Raw genomic sequence first — 24,818 nt, forward strand, 5'->3', positions numbered from 1 at the left:
CCGGTCGACCCGAACGACACCCTGGACATCGGTGCCGGGGCGTTCGGACGACGCTCCTGCTGCACGTGGGGGGATGGGGACGTGGCGCCTGCCGGACCGGCACGCACGCTCGACTCGTACTCGACGGCCCTCGATCCTCGCGATCGGGCCCTGGCGAGGCAGCTCGCCGCTGCGCCCGAACGCTGGGGCTGGCAGTTCGTCGAGACGCCACCCGCGGCGGCCTACGGCGAGGCGGAGCCCCGCTGGTACGAGCCCTGGCCGCCCGACCTCCGGGGTCTCGTCCACCGCCGTGAGCAGGCGAAGCGCCGACTGACCAAGTTCGTCGTGATCGGGAGCGCGGTGTTCCTGCTCGGTCTCGTCTCCGGGGCCTCCGCCTCACACGTCGTGACGTTCCTCGTGTTCCTGCTCGTCAGCGCTGCGTTCTTCGGGACCGGCATCGTCGGGCACCGCAGCGCGGTGTCCGAGGTGAACCGTGCGCAGCAGGCGCACACCCGTCAGCTGGCTGAGGCACGGGAGGCCTTCCGACGGCACGAGGTCGTCCACCACCAGCGCCGGTCGGCCTGGGATGCGGCCGAGACGCAGCGGGTCGCCTCGGCCCAGCAGCACTTCCCGCTGCTCCTCTCCCGTTCGGCGACCCGGGTCGACGTCTACGGGGGAGCCGGACGCGGGTGGGAGTGCCTGCTGACGACGATGGGATGCACCGCGTTGGCGGAGGGCAGCACCGTGCTGTGCCTGGACTTCCGGGAGGTCGCGAGTTCGCTCGCCCGCTACGCCGATGCGGGGGGCGTCGCGGTACGGCTCGGGCACGGTCCGGACCTGGTGGACGGTCTGCTCGCCCGGCTGGCTCCGCAGGAGCTCGCCGAGGTGCTGGCGGAGGCGGTCCTCGCGGTGCGGAGCCGCAGTGAGGCCCAGGCCTCGCGCGCCCTCGACGTCGACCTCCTGCACGCCGTCACCCGCCGTCTCGACGGACAGCCTGACCTTCGCCGGATCGTCGCCGGCCTCGACGTGCTGCGTTCAGCCCACGACGATGACGGGCCACTCTCGCCGGAGGAGGTCGGACGCCTCGCCGGTGCGGTGGACGTCGTGGTCGGTCAGAGCGAGCGGGCCCGCGAGGAGTTGCGGCACCTGAGCCTGGAGCTCGGGCTGCTCGTCACCGACGAGCCCGCCGACGCGGACGCCGCACTTTGGCCGGCGGACGGTCTGGCGGTGCTCACCACCGAGAGCGACTCGGACTGGCGGCGTGCCATCGCCGAACGGCTCCTGGTCCAGCTCGTCATCGACGATCTCGGGCGATCGGAGCGCTGGCCTCCGCGTCCTGTCCTCGTGGTCGTCGGCGCCGACGACGTCGGCCGTGACCGGGTGGAGAGCCTCGCCCGCCGTGCCGCTCGCGCGGGTGTGCGGCTCGTGCTGCTGTTCGAGAACCTGCGCGACGAAGCCCGCGACCTCGTCGGGCGCGCCGACGCCGCCACGATCTTCATGAGGCTCGGCAATCCGCAGGACGCCGAGGCGGCCGCGTCCTTCGTCGGCCGGCAGCACCGGTACGTCCTCGGCCAGATCTCACGCTCGGTCGGCAACACCACCACCCGCGGCACCTCGCACACGAGCACCAACGGTGTGACGGAGGGCCGGAGCTACGGCCAGAACTCCGGCGGCGGCTTCGGGGCCGGCGGTGGTCACAGCAACCACGGCACCAACTACGGCGAGTCGGTCTCGGTCTCGAGCTCCGAGTCGGTCGGCAGCTCCTTCAGCACGGCGCGGGCCGAGACGGACGGCACGGTCATCCAGCGCTCCTACGACTTCGCCTTGGAGCCGACCGCCTTCCAGGAGCTCGCCCCGAGCTGCTTCGTCCTGGTCGACGTGGGGCCGACGGGGCGGCGGGCCGTCGCCGGCGACTGCAACCCCGCGCTCGTCCAGGCGCCGCGCCTCAGCGCCCACCCGCTCGCGGGGGCCGAGCGATGAGTGAGCAGCTCCGCGAGGGCAGCGACGCCCCGCGTCCGCCCGAACCCCCGAAGCCGCCCGACCCGCCCTCGCCGTCGGACCGCCTCGAACGCACCCCGCCGCGTGACTCGTCCGGCGACGGCCCGCCGCCCGGCGACGGCAGCCTGCGCCCGACAGCGGAGTTCGAGGCCGGCCTGCAGGCCTTCCAGGACCGGAAGGCGGGCCTCGAGCCGACGGGCCCGGGCGACGGGTCGCTACGTCCCACCGAGCCGGCGGAGCAGGAACCGCGCGACGTCCGGGTGCTGGACACGCCTCCCTCAACGGTCCCGGACACCTCTCCTGCGTCGCCGGACGCCGAACGCACTCCCGACGACCGCTCTCCGCTCTCCGAGCCGGGTGAGAACTCCCTGATGGCACCGGACGAGACGGCCCTGACTGAGCCGGACTCGAAGGTGCTGAGGGAGCCGGACCGTGTGCAGCTCGCCGACTCAGATGCGGAGCGATCGCCTGCGGTCGTCGAGACGTCGCCCTCCCCGGACGAGTCGGCCGACCCCGATGCTGCGCTCGAGGTCCGGTCGGTCACCGGGGAGAAGGACGATGACCCTGTGCAGGAGGACGCGGGCAAATCGCCCGCGCCCGCCGACAGCGACCCGTCGCCGCCCACCGAGGAAGCGGAACCCGGCGGGGAGAAGGACGACCGTACGCGGTGGGAGAAGGTCGCAGACACCGCCCAGGCGTTCGGCAAGGCGGCTCTCGGGACGGCCGTCGACATCGGCGTCCCCGGCGGGGACGGCTACACGGTCGACCGCATGGTCGACGCGTGGGACGCCGGTCTCGGGCAGTACGCGCGGTCTCGGGTCGACGAGGTCGGCCGCGCCCTGCGAACGCAGTTCGGCCACCACGATGAGAAGGGCACCTGACATGACCGACGCCTCGGGTTGGACCGAGCACGACTCGGCGCTCTGGATGACGTGCGAGATCGCCGCACAGCTGGCACGCGGCGGTCCGGTCGACCCTCCCCGGCGCTTCACGGCGCCATTCCCTCCGGCCTACGACCCGAGCGAGGAGTTCTGGGCGGGTGGAACGTACGAGATCGCGCGGTTCTTCGCGGCGGGCGACGGCAGCTACATGCACCACAGTGGGGCCGTCTTCGGGGGCGGGCTGTTCGGCCTGGCGCTGGGCGCGGGAATGGCCGCCGGGCGGGCGGTCGGCAACTCGTCGCGTCGGAAGGCGGCCGAGGCCGCCGCAACCCCCCGCTGGTACAACGTCGACGCCGGGACTCTCTTCGTCACCGGTGCCGGGGCCTACCTCCGCAACGATCGTGGAATCTCCAGCTGGAGCTGGTTCGACATCGTCATGGCCGACATGGTGACGCCGAGACAGTTGCAGCTCCAGCCGCAGGGCTCGGAGCAGATCATCCTCACGTCGGACTGGTCGGAGCTGGTCTTCGTCCTCTGGGCGATGCGGCGCTTCCCAACGCACCACCAGGTGCTGACGGGTACCTGGCTGCCGGAGGGCTGGCTGTCGAAGGCCGCCGCGCACTACCCGTCGTCGCTGCGGTCTCCGCAGTTGCAGCTCGGGGCCTGAGACCGCCCGACCCGGCTGGCCGACGTCGGTGGCGGCTCGGATCGCGCGGCGATGACCGCAACCGGCCGAAGCACCTGGAGGTCGCCGATCCCGTTCACGGAATACCGTCGGCCTCGTCCTCGGCGAACTCGATCTGACCCGTGCAGGTGGCAGGTGAGGTGACGAAGACAGTGAAGGGTCCGTCGCGGCCGGCCTGGGTGATCTCGCCCGTCGGCGCGAGCCGGTATCCCGCGAGGGTTCCCCGGCATCCGCTGTCGAGCCGGGTGTTCCCAGGCCGCACGGCGACGGTGATCGGCGTTGCGGTGCCGAGCGCGGGGGGCGTGGCGGCGGGCGCTCCGGCCTTCGCCGGGAGATCGGCCGTGTAGATCGCTGCACCGAGCAGGGTGAGCAGCCCGCCGACGAGCAGCAGCATCCGTCCTGCTCGGAAGGTGCCGCGAACCTGGGCGATCGCCGATTCGGCGAGCAGCAGCTCCCGGTGGCCGAGGTATATCTCGAGCTCTGCGTCACCCCGGCCCTTCGCCACCTGCTGGCGACCGGACTCGGCGAGACGACCGATATGGCCGTTCTGGAGCTCGAGCCAGCGGCTCGGGCTGCCGGCGTCGGCGGCCCGCTGCTTCAGGGCGCTCGCCACATCGGCGAGGGCCGTGCGCGCCAGGGCCCGCCCGGCCTCGTCCCCAGCGACGTCCTTCGTGTGATCGAGGGACGTGCTCTCCAGCTCCCCGATCCGCCTGACCAGGGCCTTGACCTTCTCGGCCGGTGTGCGGCCGGATATCCCGGGGCCGAGGTGCGCGTTCGCGTCGTCGCTCTCGAGGATCCGGTAAATCTCGTAGTTCGCGTCGACGGTGGGTCGGAACCACCGGAGAAACCCGTTCTTCCACCACGTCATCTTCGATGCATCGAACCTCGCCAGCGTCATCTGGAGCTCACCGAGCGAGGCGTCCTGCGGTTCGAGGGTCCGGGACCGCGCCCACAGCACCAGGCCGATGCCGATAGCCGACAAGAACAGGCCGCCCCCCAGAGTGTCGCCGAACAGTGGGAAGAAGTCCTGGCCGGCCGCATTCGCGAAGGGGAGGGATCCGAAGACGAGCGTCCCCACCGCGACGAGTGCCCCGACGGTCCACGTCGTCTGTGTGTCGTAGCGCTGCCGCACGCGGGTGACGAGTTCGCGCAGGGACTCGGCGGCCATCGCGGGCTCTTTCGCGGCATTCGGCTCGGCGACTTTCGCCCCGGACGGGTCGGGAGCCTTCGCGGTCTTGGGATCGGCGAGGGTCGTCGACGCGTCGATCGAGTCTTTCGTTCCGTTCGAGGGCACGGCGGTACGACATCAGCTCGCCCTTTCGGGCGCCTTTCCTATGCTTCGAAGGGAGGTGGCCACCCGACTCTGCGAAGGAAACGACGCCGTTAGGGGGTCGCCGAGGGCCCGCCGTCTACCTTCCTCAGACATCTGGAAACGCCGTAGTGGATGCCTACGCTCGGACCGTGGACCCGCTCATCGGCAGGGTGCAGTTTCTTTCCCTGGAGTGACGCAGTCCTCGTGACGTCGCTCGTCGACGGGGCCCCTGAGCCTCGTCCCGAGCGGGGCTTACCTCGAGGTAAGACAACCCTGTCCGGAGTCGACAGGAGCTCTGACCAAGCCGCGATATGTCGGTGTCGAATCGTGCAACAGACTTATTCCATCACCGGCCGAGCGGACAGAGGCGGAGGCGATGTTCACCCCTACCTATTGTCTGCGACGCCGCCGGACGGATCGATGGCCAAAGGGAGAAGTCATGTCGCGTACTCGTTCCAGGATGGTGCTCGGGCTGTTGGCGGCCGGAATGATGGCACTCGTGGTCGGAGGATGTGCGGCTCCGCCGACGTACGCCATGACGTCGCAGGCGCTGTCCGTTCCAGCGCAGAGCCCACTCGACGAGATCGGGGACACCGAGGTGCCGCAGGCGCCTTCCGGCGCGGTGTTCGACGGTGGACAGGCAGCCGAGATGCTCACGACCGAGACGGTCGCGGCGCAGCTCCAGGCCGTCGTGCTCGACGCTGACCGAGTGTGGACGTCCTACCTGACATCGGTCGGGCTCCGCGAACCCTTCGTGTCCTACCAGATCGTCACGCCGGGCTACCAGTTCCAGAGCCGTTGCTTGTCGACTCCGATCACCTCGGCCCATCCGAATGCCTACTACTGCGGGATCGACGGAGACCCGGCCGATCCCGGTGCGATCATCCTTCCTGTCGACACCTTCATGAACATGTGGGACGGATCGATCTTCGGTCGCCAGTCCGCCCAGGTCGGCGACTTCGCCGCCGCGACCATCGTGGCTCACGAGTTCGGCCACCACGTGCAGGACGAGCTTCGGCGACAGGCCCGCCTGCCCGAGATCGTCGGGGTCGACGCCTTCGGTCGGCCCGTGCGCCTGAAGGAGAAGGAGCTGATCGCCGACTGTTTCGCCGGAGTCTGGGCCAACACCGCGTACTACAGCGGTTATCTGACCGACACGGACAAGGAGGAGGCCGTGGCGGCCCTGGAGAGCATCGGGGACGCGGAGACCGGCGGGGCCGACCCGCACGGCTCGCCGGCCGAACGCAAGTACGCCTTCGAGATGGGTTACGACAACGGTGCGCCGGCGATGTGCATCAACGCCTACTGGCCGGGGGTCCGGGCATGAGCGGCACGTCACGGAGGCGACGGGTCGTCCGGCGTCTCGTCGGTGTGCTCGGTGCAGCAGCACTGGGCCTGGCGCTCAGCGCGTCGACAGCGCACGCTGCCGACGCCGACTGCACGCGTACGCGCCTTCATGCCGAGGACCCCGGCTTCGCCTGGCTCGGCCAGGGGCTGCCCGTCACCTGGCGCATGTACGTCACGGTGTCCGCTCTCGACCGCTGCGACCACGGAGACCTCAGGGTCGGTGTGAGTTTCCGCGACGACGGTGTGACACAGAAGGGCGCGGACATCGCGTCGACCTCCGTGGCGTACCGGACGAGCGCCTCCCCGACGTGGCAGTACATGCCGCTCAACTCGCCGGCGGTGAACGGGACGGTGTACGTGACCGACGGTCATCTCGACCTCTCGCGCGATACCCGCGTGGTCGCCGTCAAGGTCAACGCGCGAGTCCGCTGGGGAGCGGGGGCAGGGACTGTGCTCTGGCCGGTCGGCTACTCCTGCGACCTCGTGAAGCGGACCTGCTCCGACTGATCGCCTCCGACCCCCGGGCGGTCGCGGATCGACGCAGGTCGTGGTTTCGTTGCAGGGGTTCGGACGTTCCGGCCATTCGGCAGGAGCCGATCATCCCCGAGCAGCGGCGACCTCGTCGAAGGTCGCGGCCAGTTCCTCCTTCACCCCGCGATGGTTGATGCGGGGCGGACCGGGGCTGGGCCCCTCGACCACGCGGCACGGGCTCGTCGTCGGGAAGGCGAGCGGCCAGGCGTCGCGGGCCGGCGCGCCGAGCAGGCAGACGACCTCGAGGTCGGGGAGGAGGTCGACGAGGCGACGCAGCCACGGCGCGCCCTGCCGCTTCTCGGTGCCGCTCGGCGTCTTCCCGGCGATCGGAAAGGGCACTGCGTTCCAGTGCGTGATCGTGTCGAGCGGCAGACCCACGCGCACGCAGTGCTGCAGGCAGAGCCACGCACTGCTGTCCGGGTTGCCGAGGGACAGGAAGCGCGTGTCGGGCGCCGCCGCGCCGGGATGGGACAGCACGAACAGCACGCGAGCGCGGGTGCCGCCGTGGTCGGGATCGGGGTAGGGCACGGCGCCAGGGTTCAGGCCGCGCTCGGCGGCGACGCGGTCCGCCAGGGAGACGAGGGGGGCGATGTGGGGTTCATGGAGCCGCGCCCGCTTGCGGTCGAGCACCCACGGCTTGTCGTTCTCGAACGACTCCACGGTCAGACGATTCCGGCCGGGTCCCGCGGCCACATCTCCACGACGGCGCCGGCGAGCTCGAGGCTCCGCCCGACGATGTCGTCGTCCGTCCATTCTTCCGCGTGGCCGTCGAGCAGCTTCTTGTTCAGGACGAACAAGTTGAACCGCTCGAGCAGGTCGTGCTTGCCGGGGCGGGACTCGGTGCCCTGCCAGGCACGGTCGGACAGCGACGCGTTGAGCCGCCGAGTGACCAGCGTGAGGTTGCCGATGGTGTCGACGAGGCGGTCGCGCCGGGACGCCCGCTCCGGGTCGGAGGCGACGTCCTGAGCCCAGTGATTTCGCCAGCGGCGCGGCATCACGTGCTCGATGTCGAGCCGATCGGGCAGCGAGACGTCGCCGTGCCATGCGGTGCGCCAGTACCGCTCGATCGCCCCGAGGACGAGCCGCAGTCGGCGCTGGTTGATGTTGCCGTAGGCGCGGATCGTCGGGAGCTCGTCGAGGACCTCGCGGTCGGTGGGCCACACCCGCGCGTCGGAGCTCTGCCGGGACAGGAAGGCGACGGTCTCGTCGCCGGCTCGCTCCGGGCCGGCGGACTCCACGGCGTCGAGCAGCGCGACGACCATCTTGTTGACGTCCTTCATCACCCGACGCAGGAGTGTCCGGCGCACCGCCCAACTCTCGACGGCGCCGAGCGCACGGTCGATCTGCTCGGTCGGGACGCTGCGGTTCCGGCTGATGAGCCAGAGCAGCAGCGGAGTGGTCGCGCCGAGCTCCAGGTTCTCCACCACCACCGAGTAGAAGCGGCCACGCGGGCTGTCGGTGTCCATCTGCGCGAACTCGCGGAAGGTGTCGGCGTCGCGGCGGAACTCCCGCAGGAGTGCCTCGGCGCGCGCGAGATCGGTGAAGTGCTCGCTCGCGTACTCCCGGAACTCGCGGGCGATCTCCTCGGCGTAGATCTCCTGTCGCGTCCGCATCGTCAGCCAGTACTGCACGAAGAGGTCGATCCGCGAGCGGTAGAGCCGGCCCTGGCTGACCCGCTCGCGCCACCAGCCGTCGTCGAGGTCGCGCCAGTACTCCTCGTTCCACCGGTCCACGTCGGCCTGCAGTCGCTCGCCCGCGCCAAAGACGTGGTTCTTGATCAGGTCCGCGCCGAGGAGCGGGGTGCCGCGGTCGTTGAGGGTCTCGAAGATGAGCTGCTCGTCGTCGTTCTCGGCGAGCAGGATCGACACGACGCCGAGCTTGCTGCGCAGGACGTGGGTCAGGGCGCTCAGTCTCGACGCCGGGTCGGTGGACTCCGACGCCCACTCCTCGATCGCGGTGAGAAAGAAGTCGTGGGCGCCGACGATCTGCGAGCGTCGCAGCTCCTCGCCGGGCTGGACGTCGTCGTCCATCGCGGCTTCGAAGGCCGCACGGTCCACGCGCGAGGGACGCAGCTTGAAGCGTTCGGGCGTGCCCGCGAAACGGCGTGCCTTGTTGAGGATCAGTTCCTCGATGCTCTCGGCATCGGCGTCGTGACCGTGCTTCGCGATGACGACGGCTGCGGCGTCGAGGAGGACCTGCAACGTCGTCAGTCGCTGCTGGCCGTCGATCACCGCGTACCGCTGCAGGTCACCAGGGAGAGCCGGGGCCTGCTTGACGACGACGGCCCCGAGGAAGTGCGCCGGGAGCCGCCGCACGCCCTCGTCGTCGGCCTGCTCGACGGCCTCGGCGACGCGGGTGACGTCGTCCCAGAGCGGCTGCCACTGGTTCTCCTCGGTCCACACGTAGGGCCGTTGGAACGTCGGGATCTCGTAGATCAGCTTGCTGTCGAACAGATCCCGCGGCATGCGTGCGCTGGCGTCCACGTGTCCCCCTCGCGTCCGTGACCTGTTCGTGACCTTACGAGGTCGACTGTCACGCTCTCCGGCCAGGCGTTCGCTCGCATCCCCCGGACCTGATGGTCACGAAGAGAACGCGCCCACATCTCGAACGCCCTACGAAAGGGCCGATCCGCCAGGAATCGCTGTAACCAGGCCCATCCGCCCCTCGACGTCTCCTCCGGTACTTCGCTGATCAGCGAGGAAGAGGGGGACGACATGAGCACTCAGGCGCCGGACGAGAACCCACTCAGGACGAGCATCGACACGGCTCGTCCCGACGTCCCGGGTCCCCGCTGGCCCACTGAGAACCTGGGGCGTGACGGGGTCGATCATCAGCCCTCATGGGCTCCGGGGTCGGCCCCCGCGGCACCTGCCTCGCACCATCCCAGGCGCGGGGTCGCAGCGTGGACCTGGATCGGGATTGGTGTCGTCACCGCCGTCGTGCTCATCGCCGCCACGGCTGCCATCACCGTCGCGGTCACCTCGAAGCCGGAGAGCGCTGCGAGCCGTCCGAGCAGCACCTCGACCACGCCACTCCCGTACGGGTCGATGTACATGCCCGACTTCCGCGGACAGACCGCGCAGACCGCCGCGGACATCCTGCGCGGACAGCTCGGCGGTTCGACATCGGTGTCGGCACCAGGCGGCGCGGCCGCTGCCAACGAGATCGTCACGAGCTCCGTGCCCGCTCCGGGGACCGTCATCAACGGCGCGACGTCGTTCCTGCTCTACACCGCCGGATCGTCCACCAACGGTGCCGCAGAGTCCGGAGCCCAGGCCGGCACGACGACGTCCGGCGGAACTCTGACGGCCGGCACCTATGAGGTGGGCAGCGAGGTCCAGCCCGGCACGTACAAGACCGTGAGTTCCGGGCGCTGCTACTACGAGCGGCTCCGCAACCTCGACGGCGGGATCGGGTCGATCATCGACAACGAGAACGTCGAGGGCCAGGGCATTCTCGAGATCAAGTCGTCGGACAAGTACGTCAAGATCAGTGGTTCCTGCGTCTGGACCAAGCAGTGACGCCCCAGAGCAGAACGTCGATCTTCGGGCAGCCCCGGGAACGACGGATCGGAGCTAGGCCTCAGTTGTCTCGATCCCTCTGAGCCATCCAGACCAGCACGTCAAGATTCCGGAGGACGGACGTGCCTTCAGGGACGTTCGCGGCTTGCCTGACCTGACGGAGGAAGTCGCCGATGTCGGGTTCGCATCCGGAGTGCCCTCGAGGCCACGCGTGGCGAGGAGGTCGACGCCGAGCGGATCGCGCAGTTGTCCCTCGAGGCCGGGGCGGCCGCCGAGACCGCGCAGCTCCTCGCGCTCGAGACGCGAGCGCTCGGGGAGGGGGCCGACATCCTCGCTTCGGCCGTCGTGGCCCCCGCGCTCGAGGCCGCCCTCGTCACCGAGGACCCCGCGGTCGGGCTGGGTTTCGTCGACGACGTGTTCCGGGCCTTCGCCGGGAGTCCGATCTCCGGCAACCTCGAGGAGTTCGACGCCTGGCTGGCTGACGCCGACGCGGTGCTGGTCCTCGACCCGAACGCGGTCCCGTCCGCAATCTGTCGGTTGTCGCCTGACTAGGAAGATCGAGCACTGAGACACGATCGGCGCCGACGATCCACGACTGCGGGAGTCGGAGAATGAGGTCGCGACATCCAGCTGCTCCTCGCTGAACTTCTCAGGACTCTCAGTGACGGCTCGATGACATCTCGTGCGCGAGTGTGTTCCGCGCCGTGAAAGAAGCGCGCGCTCCGGGCGTCAGACGCTCGTTCGGCCCACCGTCGGCATCGGCAGAAGAGATATCCGGCTCTTCCGGAAATGGAGTGCAGCTGAGGACGTGATCGACCGGTGCGGTGGGGTCGTGTCGCTGCGGTGAGGCGGGCCCCGAGAAGTTGATGATGGCGGTTCCTACGCCAACCAGCGCCAACATCTCGGGGACCCGATGTCGCAGCCTACGACCCTGCCCGCCCAGATCGTGGCCGACACGATCATCCGCACCGTCGAGCTCGGGGTCCGGATCGTCGACGCCGCGCTGACCGGGGAGACCACGGTGCTGTGGTGCGAACTGCTCGTCGACGGGGCAGGACGGTGCCCGGGCTGCGGGCTGGCCGGGGTGTACCGCGACAGCACCGAGCGTCGGGTCAGTGACGTCCCGGTGGTCGGCCACCCGCTTGAGCTGCGCGTCCGTGTCCCGCGCTACGAGTGCCGCCACGACGGCTGCGCCCGGGCAGTCTTCGTCCACGACACCAGCCGACTCGCGCGGGCCGGCGCCTCGACCACGAAACGCTGCGCGAGCTTCATCCTGCGCCGGCTGATGCTGGACAAGACCACCGTCGCCGCGGTCGCCCGCGAGCTCGGCCGCAGCTGGGACACCGTCAACGACATCGCCGTCGCCGCGACCACCGCCTTGCTGCTCACCGCCGGTCCCGCCCGGCTGGCCGGGGTCGAGGTGATCGGGGTCGACGAGCACAAGTGGGCCCACGTCCGTACCGCTGAGGCGGACGGGTTTGTCACCGTGATCACTGACCTGACCGCTGTTCTTGCAGGTACAGGTCCTGCTCGGCTGTTGGACATGGTCCCCGGACGCTCTGCGGCGGCGATGACCAGCTGGCTCGAGGCCCGCTCGCAGGCCTTCCGCGACCAGGTCCGGATCGTGGCCATGGACGGGTTCGGCGGCTACAAGAACGCCGCCACCGAAGCCCTCCCGGACGCGGTCACGGTCATGGATCCGTTCCACGTGGTCGCGCTGGCCGGGCACAAGCTCGACCTGTGCCGCCAACGCGTCCAGCAGGACACGATGGGCCACCGCGGCCGCACCGGGGACCCGCTCTACCGCGTCCGGCGGACCCTGCGCACTCGTCTTGGGCTGCTCTCCGAGCGGCAACGAGCCCGTCTGGAGACCGTGTTCGCGTTCGACGAGCACGTCGCGGTCGAGGTGACCTGGTGGGCCTACCAGCAGATCATCGCCGCCTACGAACAGCATGATCGTGCCCGCGGCAAGGCGCTGCTCACCGCGGTGATCGACCGGCTCCGGACCGGGCTACCCGACGGGCTCGAGGAGTTGGCGACCCTCGGCCGGACGCTGCACCGGCGCCGCGACGACGTCCTGGCCTACTTCGACCACCGGGCCTCGAACGGGCCGACCGAGGCGATCAACGGCCGACTCGAAGCCCTCCGACGCAACGCCTTGGGCTTCCGCAACATGATCAACTACCGGATCAGATCTCTACTGCACTGCGGCGCCCTCGCACTCTGATTCCGGAAGAGCCAGATATCCTCGGATGCCTTGCGCCGACGGATGGAGGCTCTCTTGGCGGTCTTCGGACAGGTGAGGCGGGACCTGAAGGACCGCAAGAACCTCGATATCTACACCTCTGTCGGAGTCGCGCTCGTCGCGAGCGCTCTCTCGGTGTTCGACATTCTGCCGCCCGACAAGACCACGAGCGCTGTAATGGCCATCCTTGCTGTGGTCGCGTTCAATCAGTTGGTGACGCGATCGATCGCGGAGCGTGCGGCCGAGTCGCACGGCGACGTCTTCAGGGCACAGTTCTCGCCGGACCTAGTGCCGAAGAGAGCTTCCGCAGAGTCGTTGTACTTGGCCGGGGTGACCATGGGACGGACCATCCGGGAGTCCTACGGTGCACTCGAGATCAGTCTCCGCCGTGGGGCGCACGTGCGGATCCTGCTGACGGACCCAGACGCTGACGATGCCGCGCTGGACGCGCGTTGCCAGATCAGTCGGCCCACGCCAGACGAGATCAAGGTGGAATTCGACATGCGCTTCGCAAGCTGACGGCCTTGCGCCGATCCACCGAAGGCAAGCTCGAGGTCCGCCTGACGCGGTCGGCGATGAAGTTCGGGATGAACTACTTCAACCCGGGCACGGCCCGGTCGGAGATCCACATTCAGCTGTACAGCTACCGCCTGTCCGGCGAGTCGCGGCCAATGTTCTCCTTGAGTCCTCAGGACGGGGAATGGTTCGACTGTTACGCCGATCAGGCTGAGGGGTTGTGGAAGAATGCCCAGGCCTACGACTTCGACGCAGCCGCTGACGAGGCCGCATAACAGCGTGGACTGCTCCCGTTCCGTCGACGCGTTCTGGCGGCAGATCGAGCGCAGCGACACCATCGGCGGTATCGAACAGGTTCTCGATCGTCTGGACGTCGCACAGATGGTCGACGATGCATTGCGCGGCGGGGACCCTGCTGTCCGATCAATCTTCCAGGACGCGCACCGACACCCCAACGGGTTCCTCAAAGCGACCCTACGGGGGAGTGGGCGATCAGGTCGCTACGTCCGACTGCACCTGTGGCGTCCGACGGACGAGGCGCACGGCGAGCCGGACATCCATGATCATCGGTGGTCGTTCTCATCGCGTGTGCTCTTCGGCGCGTTGTGCCACCGGACCTTCGTCGCGGAGATGGCCGCCGACGGCTCGCACCACCATTACCGTCACCGAGCGCCTCGCAGTCGGGAGTTCGATTTCCAGCTCGTGGGGCGTAGCTCGTTGCACGAACAGAAGGCCGATCTTCTCGCGGCGGGGTCCGTCTATGGGTTGGGTCACGAGACGCTCCACCGCGTCGAACCGACGTCCGCGTCCGACTTGGTGGCAACCCTGGTCATCGAGCATCCCGAACGTCGCGAGGACACGAACGTGTTCTCCCGCGTGTGCCAGAGATCGCCCTCGAGCGCGCTGTCAAGAACGTGCGACTGGGCCGGGCTCCGCGTCCATCTCCACGAGCTCCGGGATCATCTGCCCGGGGTAGCCGGGTCGACGACGACGTGACCGACGACGAGTACCTCCGTGCTGTTCGGGACGAGGCTCATCGGCGCTATACGGCTCCTCCCTTCGTGCACGCCACGTGGTACTGGAGATACCACATCCTCATCGTGGAACGGATCGCGATGGAGTTGCTCGATCTGCACCCGGACGCTGATACTCGGAGCGTCATGCTGCTCGTCTGGCTACACGACATCGGCAAGACCACGGGTGTCGCGGACACGCGGGCAGAGACCAAGATCTTGGCCGCCGACATCATCGAGCGTCACGGGCTCGGATCGGAGTACAGCCGACGCTTCGTCGCGGTCGTGGCGGTCCTGGACGCGAAGGAGAACCTTCCGCAGAGTCGGCTGGAGGTCCAGATAGCCTCTTCGGCCGACGGATGCTCACACCTCGTCGGCCCTTTCCTGTCGATCTACTGGCAGGAAAATCACCGTGAGCCGGTGGAGGATCTGCTCGCCGAGAACCGTCGGAAGATCGAGGTCGCCTGGGAGAAGAAGATCGTCCTACCGGAGGCGCGACGGGCCTTCTTCAGCCGCTATCAACGGGCACTTGAGAGCGCGGGTGCCCTTCCGCTCCGTCTACTCGGCGGAGACTGAGCTCGATCCGATCCGTCTCTCACCCGCCGGCTCGCTCCGCGCCGCCACCGGGGATGAGGATGCCGCCGCCGTCGGAAGCCATCGTCGTTGTAGTGGTTGTGGGCGGAGGCGCCGGAGCACGGGCAGCGGCCAATGCTGGCACCACAGCGGCCGGCGGTGCTGCTGCGGTCGGCACCCGCGCGGCGACCGGGGGCACCGCAGGGACGGGCTTCGGCCGTACGACCCGGCCCCGTGCGTCGGTGGTCGCGGCCTCCTCGACTGGTGCCGCCACGACTGGTGCTGGCGCGACGGCGGGCATCGGCGCGGGCGTCGAGGCCGACGCGTCCGTGGCAGGAAGCGGTGCCACCGATGCCTCCATCGGCCAAAGCAGGGCGGCGAGGATCGCCAGGGCGGCGACGGCGCCGCCGATCCATGCGGTGAGGACGCCACGGGTCACGGAGTTCCTCCGTCGAGGGTGTGGCCGGGGAGGACGGCGCCGCCGGCCGGGACGGCTTCGGCGCGGACCGTCGCGGTGGCGCCGACCATGGGAGTCACGCCGTGCGCGAACCGGCCCCGGGCGACGAGCGGGACCTCCTGGCGGGTGTCGCCCTCGATGGCGATCGCCGCGACCGGTGCGGCGGCGGCGAGGGTGTAGCGGGCCCATGCGGTGCCGCAGGCGGCGGATTCGCGCAGTTCGAGGGTGCCGATCGGCACCTCGAAGGGCCCCTGCTGCGCGGTCAGGACGCGGCTGTTCACGGTCCGGGCGTCGGTGGTGCAGCCGGACGTCGCCGCGTCGGTGCCCACCGCGGAGACCGGAGAGGCGGGCGCCACGGGGACCGCCGGGACCGTCGGCAACGGTGCAGGTGCGCCGCTCGAGCTGAGCACGACCCCGGTGACGACCCCGGCGACCGTGAGCGCGGCCACGCCGCCGAGCCACACCCGCCGTCGGGAAGGGGCAGGCACCGCGGCCGTGATCGGCGCGGTCATGGTGGAGGGCATTGCGGTCGTCGCGAAGGACTCCGGGGCGGAGCGGCGGGCGGGAGCGGGCGTCGTCAGCGTCATGGCGCGAACGCTAGGGAGATCGGCGGGGCGAACCCATCCCCGAGCTCAGGGGTGGTCCTCACGCGTCCCACCACTGGGCCTCCTGGGCGCGCAGCCAGGCCTCGTCGTCGAAAAGGCGCAGGTGGGAGCGGGTGATCGCGCCGGTGGCGAGCAGCAGGTCGACCATCACCGACGCCGTCAGGCGCGCGCCGCGCTCGGCCAGCCCGCCGCGCACGAGCTTCACCCGTAGCGCCTTGAGGTGCTCGTGGATGCGCCCGGTGAGCCGCTTCCGCGTGGCCTCGTCGCGGTCCAGCGCCGCGACGAGGTGCCAGCTGTTGGTCGCCGCGAGCACGGCCCGGGTCAGCTCCGGGACCTCCGGGGGAGGGGCGAGGTTGGTCGCGTCGAGCAGCCGGTGCCGGCACAGCAGCAGGGCGGTGACGAACTCCTTGGTGTGCGTCCGCAGCCGGACCGGCTCGCTGGTGGCGGTCCCGGTCGGATCCATGGTCACGACGGCGGGTGCGGCCGCCGCGGCGGTGATCGTCAGGGAGAACGGGGAGGCGCCCCGGGAGGGGCCGGTGACGGTCGCGCTGCCGCGGGTCAGGACATAGCCGCCGGCGGGCCCGTCGTCGGCGGCCGGAGGGAGCCGGGAAACGGCGCCGTCGGCGTCGACGACGAGGCCGTGGGTGCGGCTGAGGCAGGTCAGGACCGCCCCGCCCCCGGACGGCACGACGGCGAGCGCGCGCCGGGAGAGGCGGGTCTCGGTGGGGAAGGACAGCGCGCACGTCTCGTCCCGACCGATGACGAGGCGGTCGTTGATCTCGAGGGCCCGGCCGTCGATGGCAGTCACGCACGGGTGCACGTGTGCACGCCGGTGGTCGGTGTGGACCTCGAGGGGCGTGGTCGGTACCGGGCGGGCGCGGTCGGCCGACTCGTCGAGCTGGGTCATCGACTTCCCTGTCGTGGAACCGAGTCGCGGCGACTCGGATGCGGCGAGGTACTTGGCAGGGTCAGCCGACCGGCGTGGTGTTCGGGTCCGGTTCGTAGTTGTAGTCGTTGGTGGCGGTCGTCATCGGTGGAGCAGTGGTCGTCGTCGTGGCCGAGCCAGTACCGATCGTCGGCCGTGACCCGGGGGCCGGGTCTCTCGGCGCGACCGCCGAGGGAACTGGAGTGGAGCCGGGCGGGACCGCCGGAGCGACGAGGCCGCCGCTAGCGGCGCCCTTTGCGCGATTCGCTGTGCCGCCACCGGCGGCTTGCGTACCCGACGTGTCGTCCTCGGAGCCGAGAGCGGTACCGGGCGGGGGAGGGAGGTCCGGGTTCGTGGGGTCGGCGAGGGCGAGGAGCGGGGCGTCGACGGTGGAGTCGGCGCAGCTCGGGATGGACTGCCGGTCGGGGACGCGGACGTAGAGCATGGAGACGAAGAGGCCGTCGGTCGTCTTGAGCCAGGTCGCGGTGTTGACGGTGCCCTTCTGCACGACGTCACCGGTCTGTCCGCAGGAAACGGCGAGTCGGGAACCGCGGGCGGCGGTGTCCTTGGCGCTGTCGGGAGTCACCGTGGTCGCGGAGCGGAGGTTCACGCCGGCGGCGCCGACGTCGTAGACGATGCCGGTCCAGGTCATCGGGGCGAGCTTCGCCGAGGCGGTCACGGTCGAACCACCGCCCGCCCACCACATGACGGTGCTGAAGAGCAGGAACACTTGGAGCACGGCGACGACGCCGATTACCGACCAGCGGCCGGTCGGGGTCGAGACGACCTCACGAAGCTGCCGGCCCCAGGCCCCCAGCCGCAGCTTGACCGGCACCGACCCGTCGTCCTGAAGAGGCGTCTGTTCGCCGGAGGGGTGCTGCGGCGTGGGACGGCCCTGCGGGGTGACCAGGGGCGAGCGCTGCGCGGGGCCGCTGGGTGGGCCGACGACGCGCGGGCCCATCGGGAACGGGCCGGAGCGCGGTGGGGGGAGGGGAGGACCGCCCTGCGTCGGGATGGCCGACTGCGGCGCGCGGGCGCGCAGGTCGGCGCCGCGCAGATGCTCGGTGACGGGCTCGGGCGCCTCGTCGCTGGTCCTCGTCATGCACGTCCCCCTTCACCACGGCCTCACCCCCGGCCGTGTGACTGGTGATCGAGTCGCGCAGTGAAACAGTTACGTGTCGTTGTCGTGCTCTTTCCGAGACCGATCGATTCTCGCGAAAGAGTGACGGCTCGGTTACTCCGCGATGATGTCGAAGGTGACCTGGCGGTCGTTCACGCCGGTCACCGACGCGCGCAGCTGCTGGGTGCGACCGCCGTTGGACACGGTGCAGACGACCGAGGCGCCGACCTCGGCGGGCAGGGAGTCCGGGCACGAGACCTGGTCCGCCGCCAACCCCGACTGCGCCACGATCTGCGCCTCGACCGTCGACGCCGGCACCGCCGGGGTCCGGAGGAACAGGATCCCCGCGACGACGGCGGCGACGGTCAGCACGGCGCCGATCGCGAGCGCTGCGGTGCCACGTGTGGCCTCACCGCGGCGGCGGGCGACGAGACCGAGGACGGCCCCGACCGGGGGGACGATCACGGCGAGGACCAGGGCGATCAGGCCGGTCTGCTTCTGCGCGGCCGCCACGGCGGGTTCAGCTGCCGGCGGCTGCCGGGGGCTGGGCCGGGGGATCGGTCCGGTGACGTCGGCGCCCGGGCCGGGCGACCCGCCGTCGGGAACGGGCATCGGACGTGGGGGAGGGACCGGGCGGAGCGGGACCTGACGGCGGGGCGGGGGAGCCGGCTGGGACGGGGCGGTCTCGAACGTGCGGGCCTCGGTGAGCGACTCGGCGGCCTTCGCGTCCTGGCGCACGACCTCGGCGGCGGCGGCCGCGAGGGCACCCGTCGTCGGGAACCGGCCGGAGGGGGCCTTGGCGAGGGCGGTGAGGACGACGTCGTCGAGCCCGGCCGGGAGCGGCGCGAGGGAGGAGGGGCGGGGCGGGGCGTCGTTGAGGTGGCTGAGCATCACGGCGAGGCGCTCGCCGACGAACGGCGGGCGGCCGGTGAGGGCCTCGAAGAGCACGCAGCCGAGGGCGTAGACGTCGAGGCGCTGGTCGAACGGGTCGGCGCGCAGCTGCTCGGGGGTCATGTAGGCGGGGGTGCCGAGGGTGGAGCCGGTGGCGGTCAGGCGCGGCTGCTCGGTGGCCTCGCGGACGTGGACGATGCCGAAATCGGCGAGGTAGACGAAGTCAGACCCGCTGGACGTGTTGGCGAGCAGGACGTTCGAGGGCTTGACGTCGCGGTGGACGATGCCGGCCTGGTGGGCGGCGTCGAGGGCGTCGGCGACCTGCTCGACGATATGGACGGCGCGCTCCGGCCGCAGCGCGCCTTCGGCGTGGATCAGGGCGCCGAGGTCGCGGCCGCGGACGAGGCGCATGTCGATGAACATGCGGCCGTCGATGACGCCGAAGTCGTGGATCGGGACGACGTGGGGGGAGTCCAGGCGCGCGGCGATGCGGGACTCGCGGCGGAAGCGTTCGCGGACGTCGGGGTCGTCCTGGTCGTCGGCGTGCAGGCGCTTGAGCGCGACGGTGCGCTCGCGGTGGGTGTCGAAGGCCTCGTGGACCTCGCCCATGCCGCCCTTACCGAGCCGGGCGCCCACCCGGTACGGCCCGAACAGGTCCCCCGTCATCCACGCCCCATGCCGATCCACGCCCCCGCGCCGGGAGGGAGCATAGATCGGGAACGCGGGCCGGCGGCTCGGTGGAGCCGCCGGCCGGACGTCGTCAGGAGCGGATGAAGCGCTCGCAGGCCGAGATGACGTGGTTGCCGTAGGTCCGGACGAGTCCGTTGCGATCGCGGCTGCGAAGGACTCCGAGAGCGACGTTCCTGGCCGTGCCCGCGTAGCGCCAGGCGAGCGCGGTCGGGGTGCCGATGCCCCAGATGCACGTGTTCCAGTCCGAGAACCAGTTGGTGTGCACGATCTGCGGTGCGGCGGGAGCGGGTGCCGCGGTGGCCGTCCCGGCGCCGATGCCGAGACCGCCGAGGGCGATGGCGACGGTCAGCGTGGCGGCGGCGGTACGGGAGCGGGTCGAGGAGGCGGGCATGTCCGTGGTCCTGTCTCTGGGGGAGAGAGCCTGGAGCTCTCTCGACGGACAGGACGCTAGGAAGATCGCGTGCTCGCTCCCATCCCTGACGTCGGGGGTGGACGGCGCCGGTGTCGCGGGGCGAGATCACGTGAGTGAGGCAGTCACGCCGGGCTCCAGCCCCAGCCACCCGTCACCGAGCGCTCCCGCTCTCGGAGGACGGCGGGTGACGGTCGCGGGGAACGAACTGCGCGTCTCTTGCGTCTGGTGAACCGTGGAATTCTCGGTACGGCGCGTGCTCCTCGCGATCCTGCTCGTCCTCGGCGCCGTGATCTGGGTGCGGATCAACGGACCGGTCGAGGGGCGGGTCCTGCTCGAACTCGCCGAGGAGCGGGGGATCACCACCGCCGACCTGCTCTCGCTGATCGCGCTGGTCATGGCGGTCGTGCTCGCCTGGCCATCTCGATCTGCCCCCGGATCGCCGCGTCGTGACGACGCCCTCCAGCCACTGGCCACGCGTCCTGCTGCGCCGCAGCAACCTCCGCCCGGTACCCCACGACGGCCCGGTCCTCCCTCCGGTCCGCCGCGGCTCTGACGAGCAGCGGGACGCGAAAGGAGGCTCCGAGCGACGGACGAGCCGATCGACGGGTGCGCGGAGTGTCGTCCGGAGGGACGCGAAGAGCGGGGAGCCGGCGACTCCTGGCGAGATGGACCGAACGATCTCCCAAGAAGTAGCACGGGTGCTACCGTCGCTTCATGGATTCCGTCGGGCTGCGCGAACTGCGGCAGAACGCATCCGAGCTCGTGCGGCGCGTGGAGGGTGGCGAGCGGATCGAGGTCACCGTGTCCGGCCGCCCGAGCGCGGTGCTGGTGCCCGCCGAGTCCCGGCGCTGGCGGTCCTGGTCGGACGTCGCCGAGGTGTTCGAGGGTCCGGCCGACCCCGAGTGGGAGTTCGATCGGGACCAGGTCGACCAGGAGTTGCGCGATCCGTGGGGAGACCGGTGAGGGCGATCCTCGACACGAGCGTCCTGATCGGGACTGACGTCGGCGAACTCGAGGGGGACTTGGCGATCAGTACCGTCTCGCTCGCGGAGCTCCACTACGGTGTGCTCGTCGGCCGCGACCGCGCGGTCCGGGGCGAGAGGTTGCGCCGTCTGACCGCCCTGCGTGCTGCATTCGACGCCATCCCGGTCGACGATGCCGTCGCCACCAGCTATGGACTCCTCGCCTCCGCGGTGGCCCAGGCCGGTCGAAGTCCTCGCCCGCGGGGCATGGACCTCCTCATCGCGGCTACCGCGCACGCCCACGCGCAGCGCCTGTACACCCGCAACGCCGAGGACCTCGTCGGCCTCGAGAAGGAACTCGAGATCGTGTCCTGTTGATCGTCGCCTCCCGACCGGCCGACGACGGCGACCCGCCGGACCGAGTCCGGCGGACTCGGTTCTCCGCGGGGAACCGCCCATGGTCTCCGTCCGGACCATGACCCTGCCCAGCGGGACGACGAGCGCCGACCTCCGCGACATCGCTTCCCCGGTCACCCTCCCGGACTCCGGGAGCTCCGCGGTGACGGCGTTCTGTGCGCCGGGCGCGCGCGAGTCGTCCGGTGATGCGAGGGCCGACCCTGTCCGCGGGCGAGCGGTCCGGCTCCGGTGCTGGTAGGGAGGTCGGCACGCTCCGCGCTGCAGGTGTGGTCGACGGGCGTCGAGAGGACGGGTGACGGTGAAGGATCGGACTCGGCCTTTGGGTGGTCCGCACCCCCGACCACGGTTGCCGGGACTCCTCGTTGCGCTGGCGGTGGGCCTCGCGCTGCTCGGCGGATGTTCGGGGACGCCTGGCGCCGGATCGGCCCCACCCACCTCGACGCCGTCGACCGTTGCTCCGGAGCGCGCGGGTGAACCGCCGGTCGATCCCGCCGACGGCGCGAACGCGCAGGCGTGTGGCGACGGGGAGTGCAAGGTGGTCGTCGACCGCCCGCTCTCCTTCGACCTGCCTCGTCAGCGCGCGACCCTGGAACCCGCGGGGCCCGGCGTCATCTTCTCGCTCGACGCGGGACGCGCCGGCGGGTCGCGGACGACGCTGGGCGTGGGTGACATCGGTTCCTCGTCCGGCCCGGACGGCCGGTTCTCGTTCTCCGTGACGGGGCTCGACGACCAGGGGCGGCCGGTGTTCCGGTTGGCCCGGGCCTGAGGACGCCAGGAGCTGTGTCCGCACGCCGACAGTCCCGGGCGACGACTTCCTCCGCGTGGGTAGCTGATCGCTGAGGCAGCCGCCGATCACGATCCGCCGAGGGGATTCGACGACGTCGGAACCGAGTCGGATGGACTCGGTTCCGGCGACGTGGTTCTGACGAGCGGCGGGGCATCGGGAGCGACGGGGCAGACGGTCGAGCACGTCGGCCACGAGGTCGTTGCGGCCTGCGCCTGGGAGCTGCGCAGTTCCGTGGCGTTGTCCGACGCCGCCTACGTCGCCCTGGCCGAGACACCCTCTCCTCGATCTGGTTCGAGCCCCGACCCTCGCTGCTCCTTCCTCACTCTCAGCGGTCCGCTGCCCTGAGAAGTGCGATCAGTGACCGTGAGCCGCCTGGCGGGGTCACCGAGCGATCTGTAGTGGCACGGGGCCAGTCCGTCATGCACCTAGTCCGTCGGGGCGGCGTGGGTGGGCGGCGGGAGCCGACCCGGGGCCGCCACACTGTGGCGGTGGCCGAGGTCCTCTCCGCGAGTGCGCAGACCCTGGTCTCGGCCGTACTCATCGAACCGGAGGCCATCGCGTCGGAGGTCCCGCGGGACTCCGGGCTGTACGCCTGGTGGGCGTCGCCCTCGATCCTCCCGGAGTTCGACGGGCCCGCTCACGGTTCCGACACCTCCGTCCGGCTGGTGTACGTCGGTCTCGCGACGAACCTGCGCAGACGGCTGCAGGGCAACCACATGCGTCGTAGTGGGCAGTCCACGCTTCGGCGGACCCTGGCCGGCCTGTTGCTCGACGAGCTCATGCTGCGCACTCGACGCCAAGCGGATCGCGTCGTGCTTCTCGACCAGGACGAGGCCCGGTTGACGTCCTGGATGACGGAACATCTGCGGCTGTCCTGGTGCATCCATCCGAGCCCGCGGGAGGTGGAGGCTGACGTCATCCGGACACTCGGACCGCCGTTGAACGTCGACCACGCGACCGGCCCCACCCGGGACGTCGTGGTCGCCGCGCGCGAGCGCTATCGCCACAGCGCCGACTGAGGTCCGACGTCCACTCGGTTCCGCCGTGGTGGTCTGTGCTCGGCGGCTGGCCGACCCCGGCTCCGCCGTCCCCTGCCGAGGGCTCACCGTCGCAGGGCGCGAGACTGTGGCGTGCAGACGACGAGACTCCGGGTCCGCCTGCAGGGCGTCGACCCCGAGGTCGAGCGGGTGGTGGACGTCCCGGCCCGCTCGGCCCTGCCTGAACTGCACCTGCTCCTGCAGGCCGCGATGGGCTGGGTCAACGTTCACCTGCACGCCTTCGAGGCGGCCGGGGTCCGGTACGGGCCCGCGGACGTCGAGCCGCCCGACGACGAGGTCGACGAGTCGACCGCGACGCTGCCGGACCTCGGCGACCGGTTCGTCTACGAGTACGACTTCGGCGACGGCTGGACCCACGACGTGGAGGTACTCGGCGTCGGCGGGGACGAGCCGGGCTGCGTCGACGGGCAGAGCGGGTGCCCGCTAGAGGACTGCGGTGGACCGCACGGCTTCCAGCGGCTCCGCGAGGTGCTGGCCGACCCGCAGCATCCCGAACATCGGGACGCGCTCGCCTGGGTCGGCGGACGACCGCCGGGGTTCGATCTCGCGGCCACCGACCGGCACGTGCGGCAGGTCGTCGGCGCGGTCCCCGAGAGCGTGCGACTGTTCCTCGGCCTGCTCGACGGCGGGGTGAAACTCACCGCCGCCGGCCGGCTGCCCCGCACGATCGTCCGAGCCGTCCAGGCGCAGCGACCGCAGTGGGCGTTCGGGGAGAAGCCTGCGAGTCGCGAGGACGACCTGCCGCCGCTCGCGCAGCTGCGCGCGATCATGCGGAAGGTCCGGCTCATCCGCGTGCAGAACGGAGTGCTGAGCCCGACCCGCGCGGCCTCCGACGATCTCGAGGTCGTGCGACGGTTGCGGGGATGGTTCGAGACCGGGGACGTCTTCGTCGACCAGCTGGTCGTCAACGCGCTGGCCGTGGTCGTCGCCCACGGTCCGATCGCCTCGCCGGACCTGGCGGCCCGGGTCCTGGAGCTCATCGGTCACGGGTGGACGGTGGACGGCGAGCCGGTGACGCCCTGGGACGTCCGGATGGAGTTCGCCGGCGTGTCGAACGCCCTGCAGGCATTCGACCAGATCGTCCACGAGGGTCGGGGCGCGTACACGGCAGGTCCGGCCATTCCGTTGCTGCCGGCCGCGGTCGGGATGGTCGCCGCGTGGAGCGAGCACTCGACCCAGCCGCACTACCGCTGATCAGCGCGTCCGGCGCCGGGAGCGTCGCTCCGGCAGCACGTCGACGATGCGACGACGTACTCACGCCCTACATCAGGCCGGCCTGCACGAGTGCGCGACGGCGGGAGCGCAGGTAGCGGTAGCGCGCCGAGGAGTAGTAGTGGGCGGCCCACACGATGCCCCACGTGCCGCCGGTGAAGATCGTGACGATCAGGTGCCCGGTGTGCGGGAATGGCGGCTGCCCCTGCGCGATCGCGCCCTCGAGCTTCGTGCGCTGCCAGAACGACTGCGGCTCGCGACGGTGCTTCGTGCGGAAGGCGGGCGCCGCGTGGCCGGTGTTCCCGAGAACCTGGGCAGCGCGTGCATCGGTCTCGCTCTCGCCGAACCGACGACGCCGCTGCGGAGCGGGCGCGGGAGCCGGCGCGGGCGCCTCGCCCCAGTGCCACCGCGCCGGGTCGACCGGCCCGTTCACACCGAGGTGCGTGTACGCGGGCAGGGCGCAGAAGGAGCAGGTGCCGTCCGGCAGGACGTGCGGCGGTGCGACGGGCGCGGTCATGTCGTCTCCCCCGAGTTGACGTGGTCTCGACGGCACTGTCGGTTCTGATCTTCGACGGGTTACCGCCTGCGGTTAGTCCGATCGGGGGTCCGAAGTGGTGCCGGCGCGCTCCGCGGATCGTCTGTAACACGCAGCGTCAGCGCCGCGAGAGGTCATCGGCACGT

The 24,818-nt window shown here is 70.7% G+C and carries 27 protein-coding genes; 18 read left to right on the forward strand and 9 right to left on the reverse strand.

Annotated features, from left to right (window positions below):
* The first annotated feature begins 81 nt into the window (after positions 1 to 81).
* The 3 genes from ACQPYX_RS11045 (at position 82) to ACQPYX_RS11055 (ending at position 3,525) form a co-directional block, all read left to right on the forward strand.
* Positions 82 to 1,959: a hypothetical protein gene (locus ACQPYX_RS11045; protein ID WP_433802952.1), complete on the forward strand. Its 1,878-nt coding sequence runs from the start codon at positions 82 to 84 to the stop codon at positions 1,957 to 1,959.
* A gap of 278 nt (positions 1,960 to 2,237) precedes the next feature.
* Complete coding sequence (locus tag ACQPYX_RS11050; RefSeq protein WP_433802953.1) at positions 2,238 to 2,858, forward strand: hypothetical protein; 621 nt, start codon at positions 2,238 to 2,240, stop codon at positions 2,856 to 2,858.
* A 1-nt stretch (position 2,859) separates the two neighbouring features.
* Positions 2,860 to 3,525, forward strand: a complete 666-nt coding sequence (locus ACQPYX_RS11055) for a hypothetical protein (RefSeq protein WP_433802954.1) — start codon at positions 2,860 to 2,862, stop codon at positions 3,523 to 3,525.
* 94 nt (positions 3,526 to 3,619) lie between these two features.
* On the opposite strand, the gene ACQPYX_RS11060 is transcribed toward ACQPYX_RS11055, so the two are convergent.
* A complete protein-coding gene (locus ACQPYX_RS11060; protein WP_433802955.1) occupies positions 3,620 to 4,837 on the reverse strand; it encodes a hypothetical protein in 1,218 nt (405 codons plus the stop codon).
* Between the two features lie 478 nt (positions 4,838 to 5,315).
* On the opposite strand from ACQPYX_RS11060, the gene ACQPYX_RS11065 reads away from it, so the two are divergent.
* Together ACQPYX_RS11065 and ACQPYX_RS11070 are read left to right on the forward strand one after the other, a co-directional pair.
* Positions 5,316 to 6,182 carry a neutral zinc metallopeptidase gene (locus ACQPYX_RS11065; protein ID WP_433802956.1) on the forward strand — a complete coding sequence of 289 codons (867 nt, stop codon included), beginning with the start codon at positions 5,316 to 5,318 and terminating at the stop codon, positions 6,180 to 6,182.
* Positions 6,179 to 6,709, forward strand: a complete 531-nt coding sequence (locus tag ACQPYX_RS11070) for a hypothetical protein (RefSeq protein ID WP_433802957.1) — start codon at positions 6,179 to 6,181, stop codon at positions 6,707 to 6,709. The genes ACQPYX_RS11065 and ACQPYX_RS11070 overlap by 4 nt, the downstream gene beginning before the upstream one ends.
* A gap of 90 nt (positions 6,710 to 6,799) precedes the next feature.
* On the opposite strand, the gene ACQPYX_RS11075 is transcribed toward ACQPYX_RS11070, so the two are convergent.
* Together ACQPYX_RS11075 and ACQPYX_RS11080 are read right to left on the reverse strand one after the other, a co-directional pair.
* Positions 6,800 to 7,393, reverse strand: a complete 594-nt coding sequence (locus ACQPYX_RS11075; protein WP_433802958.1) for a uracil-DNA glycosylase family protein — start codon at positions 7,391 to 7,393, stop codon at positions 6,800 to 6,802.
* Positions 7,394 to 7,395: 2 nt separating this feature from the next.
* A complete protein-coding gene (locus ACQPYX_RS11080; protein WP_433802959.1) occupies positions 7,396 to 9,216 on the reverse strand; it encodes a DUF262 domain-containing protein in 1,821 nt (606 codons plus the stop codon).
* A 231-nt stretch (positions 9,217 to 9,447) separates the two neighbouring features.
* On the opposite strand from ACQPYX_RS11080, the gene ACQPYX_RS11085 reads away from it, so the two are divergent.
* The 7 genes from ACQPYX_RS11085 to ACQPYX_RS11115 all read left to right on the forward strand — a co-directional run bounded on the left by ACQPYX_RS11085 (position 9,448) and on the right by ACQPYX_RS11115 (position 14,604).
* Complete coding sequence (locus ACQPYX_RS11085; protein ID WP_433802960.1) at positions 9,448 to 10,254, forward strand: hypothetical protein; 807 nt, start codon at positions 9,448 to 9,450, stop codon at positions 10,252 to 10,254.
* Between the two features lie 246 nt (positions 10,255 to 10,500).
* Positions 10,501 to 10,806, forward strand: a complete 306-nt coding sequence (locus ACQPYX_RS11090; protein ID WP_433802961.1) for a hypothetical protein — start codon at positions 10,501 to 10,503, stop codon at positions 10,804 to 10,806.
* Between the two features lie 361 nt (positions 10,807 to 11,167).
* Positions 11,168 to 12,481, forward strand: a complete 1,314-nt coding sequence (locus ACQPYX_RS11095; protein WP_433798860.1) for an ISL3 family transposase — start codon at positions 11,168 to 11,170, stop codon at positions 12,479 to 12,481.
* A 54-nt stretch (positions 12,482 to 12,535) separates the two neighbouring features.
* Positions 12,536 to 13,018 (forward strand): hypothetical protein, encoded by a 483-nt coding sequence (locus tag ACQPYX_RS11100; RefSeq protein ID WP_433802962.1) that lies wholly within the window; start codon positions 12,536 to 12,538, stop codon positions 13,016 to 13,018.
* A 5-nt stretch (positions 13,019 to 13,023) separates the two neighbouring features.
* On the forward strand, positions 13,024 to 13,290 hold the full coding sequence (locus ACQPYX_RS11105; protein WP_433802963.1) for a hypothetical protein: 267 nt from the start codon (positions 13,024 to 13,026) through the stop codon (positions 13,288 to 13,290).
* Between the two features lie 4 nt (positions 13,291 to 13,294).
* A complete protein-coding gene (locus ACQPYX_RS11110) occupies positions 13,295 to 14,011 on the forward strand; it encodes a hypothetical protein (RefSeq protein WP_433802964.1) in 717 nt (238 codons plus the stop codon).
* The gene (locus tag ACQPYX_RS11115) at positions 14,008 to 14,604 is read left to right on the forward strand and encodes a hypothetical protein (protein WP_433802965.1); all 597 of its coding nucleotides are present in this window, start codon (positions 14,008 to 14,010) and stop codon (positions 14,602 to 14,604) included. Before ACQPYX_RS11110 ends, ACQPYX_RS11115 begins: the two co-directional genes overlap by 4 nt.
* 432 nt (positions 14,605 to 15,036) lie before the next feature.
* Here ACQPYX_RS11115 and ACQPYX_RS11120 read toward each other — a convergent pair whose 3' ends face one another.
* The 5 genes from ACQPYX_RS11120 to ACQPYX_RS11140 form a co-directional block, all read right to left on the reverse strand.
* Entirely contained in the window at positions 15,037 to 15,645 is a 609-nt protein-coding gene (locus tag ACQPYX_RS11120; RefSeq protein ID WP_433802966.1) for a DUF2690 domain-containing protein, read from the reverse strand.
* Between the two features lie 58 nt (positions 15,646 to 15,703).
* Positions 15,704 to 16,570, reverse strand: coding sequence for a hypothetical protein (locus tag ACQPYX_RS11125; protein WP_433802967.1), 867 nt, complete (start codon positions 16,568 to 16,570; stop codon positions 15,704 to 15,706).
* Positions 16,571 to 16,631: 61 nt separating this feature from the next.
* Entirely contained in the window at positions 16,632 to 17,690 is a 1,059-nt protein-coding gene (locus ACQPYX_RS11130; RefSeq protein WP_433802968.1) for a hypothetical protein, read from the reverse strand.
* A gap of 132 nt (positions 17,691 to 17,822) precedes the next feature.
* Positions 17,823 to 19,265: a protein kinase domain-containing protein gene (locus ACQPYX_RS11135; RefSeq protein ID WP_433802969.1), complete on the reverse strand. Its 1,443-nt coding sequence runs from the start codon at positions 19,263 to 19,265 to the stop codon at positions 17,823 to 17,825.
* Positions 19,266 to 19,359: 94 nt separating this feature from the next.
* On the reverse strand, positions 19,360 to 19,680 hold the full coding sequence (locus ACQPYX_RS11140; protein ID WP_433802970.1) for a hypothetical protein: 321 nt from the start codon (positions 19,678 to 19,680) through the stop codon (positions 19,360 to 19,362).
* A gap of 274 nt (positions 19,681 to 19,954) precedes the next feature.
* Here ACQPYX_RS11140 and ACQPYX_RS11145 point away from each other — a divergent pair, with 274 nt between their 5' ends.
* From ACQPYX_RS11145 to ACQPYX_RS11170, 6 genes are all read left to right on the forward strand, one after another.
* On the forward strand, positions 19,955 to 20,254 hold the full coding sequence (locus ACQPYX_RS11145; protein WP_433802971.1) for a hypothetical protein: 300 nt from the start codon (positions 19,955 to 19,957) through the stop codon (positions 20,252 to 20,254).
* 161 nt (positions 20,255 to 20,415) lie between these two features.
* Positions 20,416 to 20,664: a type II toxin-antitoxin system Phd/YefM family antitoxin gene (locus tag ACQPYX_RS11150; protein WP_433802972.1), complete on the forward strand. Its 249-nt coding sequence runs from the start codon at positions 20,416 to 20,418 to the stop codon at positions 20,662 to 20,664.
* A complete protein-coding gene (locus ACQPYX_RS11155) occupies positions 20,661 to 21,041 on the forward strand; it encodes a type II toxin-antitoxin system VapC family toxin (RefSeq protein WP_433802973.1) in 381 nt (126 codons plus the stop codon). Before ACQPYX_RS11150 ends, ACQPYX_RS11155 begins: the two co-directional genes overlap by 4 nt.
* Positions 21,042 to 21,615: 574 nt before the next feature.
* Complete coding sequence (locus ACQPYX_RS11160; protein ID WP_433802974.1) at positions 21,616 to 21,846, forward strand: hypothetical protein; 231 nt, start codon at positions 21,616 to 21,618, stop codon at positions 21,844 to 21,846.
* Between the two features lie 509 nt (positions 21,847 to 22,355).
* Positions 22,356 to 22,886 (forward strand): GIY-YIG nuclease family protein, encoded by a 531-nt coding sequence (locus tag ACQPYX_RS11165; RefSeq protein ID WP_433802975.1) that lies wholly within the window; start codon positions 22,356 to 22,358, stop codon positions 22,884 to 22,886.
* 111 nt (positions 22,887 to 22,997) lie between these two features.
* On the forward strand, positions 22,998 to 24,119 hold the full coding sequence (locus tag ACQPYX_RS11170; RefSeq protein WP_433802976.1) for a plasmid pRiA4b ORF-3 family protein: 1,122 nt from the start codon (positions 22,998 to 23,000) through the stop codon (positions 24,117 to 24,119).
* 67 nt (positions 24,120 to 24,186) lie between these two features.
* Here the strand turns inward: ACQPYX_RS11170 and ACQPYX_RS11175 are convergent, their stop codons facing one another.
* The gene (locus ACQPYX_RS11175) at positions 24,187 to 24,654 is read right to left on the reverse strand and encodes a hypothetical protein (protein ID WP_433802977.1); all 468 of its coding nucleotides are present in this window, start codon (positions 24,652 to 24,654) and stop codon (positions 24,187 to 24,189) included.
* Positions 24,655 to 24,818: the final 164 nt, after the last annotated feature.

Source organism: Actinomycetospora sp. CA-084318 (genome assembly GCF_050955885.1).
Lineage (GTDB): Bacteria > Actinomycetota > Actinomycetes > Mycobacteriales > Pseudonocardiaceae > Actinomycetospora.

What these genes read in the sequence shown, in the direction of transcription:
- ACQPYX_RS11085 (WP_433802960.1), top strand. Translation starts at nt 9,448, where the DNA reads ATGAGCACTCAGGCGCCGGACGAGAACCCACTCAGGACGAGCATCGAC.
- ACQPYX_RS11065 (WP_433802956.1), top strand. Translation starts at nt 5,316, where the DNA reads ATGGTGCTCGGGCTGTTGGCGGCCGGAATGATGGCACTCGTGGTCGGA.
- ACQPYX_RS11120 (WP_433802966.1), bottom strand. Translation starts at nt 15,645, where the DNA reads ATGACGCTGACGACGCCCGCTCCCGCCCGCCGCTCCGCCCCGGAGTCC.
- ACQPYX_RS11150 (WP_433802972.1), top strand. Translation starts at nt 20,416, where the DNA reads ATGGATTCCGTCGGGCTGCGCGAACTGCGGCAGAACGCATCCGAGCTC.
- ACQPYX_RS11140 (WP_433802970.1), bottom strand. Translation starts at nt 19,680, where the DNA reads ATGCCCGCCTCCTCGACCCGCTCCCGTACCGCCGCCGCCACGCTGACC.
- ACQPYX_RS11055 (WP_433802954.1), top strand. Translation starts at nt 2,860, where the DNA reads ATGACCGACGCCTCGGGTTGGACCGAGCACGACTCGGCGCTCTGGATG.
- ACQPYX_RS11135 (WP_433802969.1), bottom strand. Translation starts at nt 19,265, where the DNA reads ATGACGGGGGACCTGTTCGGGCCGTACCGGGTGGGCGCCCGGCTCGGT.
- ACQPYX_RS11175 (WP_433802977.1), bottom strand. Translation starts at nt 24,654, where the DNA reads ATGACCGCGCCCGTCGCACCGCCGCACGTCCTGCCGGACGGCACCTGC.
- ACQPYX_RS11130 (WP_433802968.1), bottom strand. Translation starts at nt 17,690, where the DNA reads ATGACGAGGACCAGCGACGAGGCGCCCGAGCCCGTCACCGAGCATCTG.
- ACQPYX_RS11095 (WP_433798860.1), top strand. Translation starts at nt 11,168, where the DNA reads ATGTCGCAGCCTACGACCCTGCCCGCCCAGATCGTGGCCGACACGATC.
- ACQPYX_RS11125 (WP_433802967.1), bottom strand. Translation starts at nt 16,570, where the DNA reads ATGACCCAGCTCGACGAGTCGGCCGACCGCGCCCGCCCGGTACCGACC.
- ACQPYX_RS11070 (WP_433802957.1), top strand. Translation starts at nt 6,179, where the DNA reads ATGAGCGGCACGTCACGGAGGCGACGGGTCGTCCGGCGTCTCGTCGGT.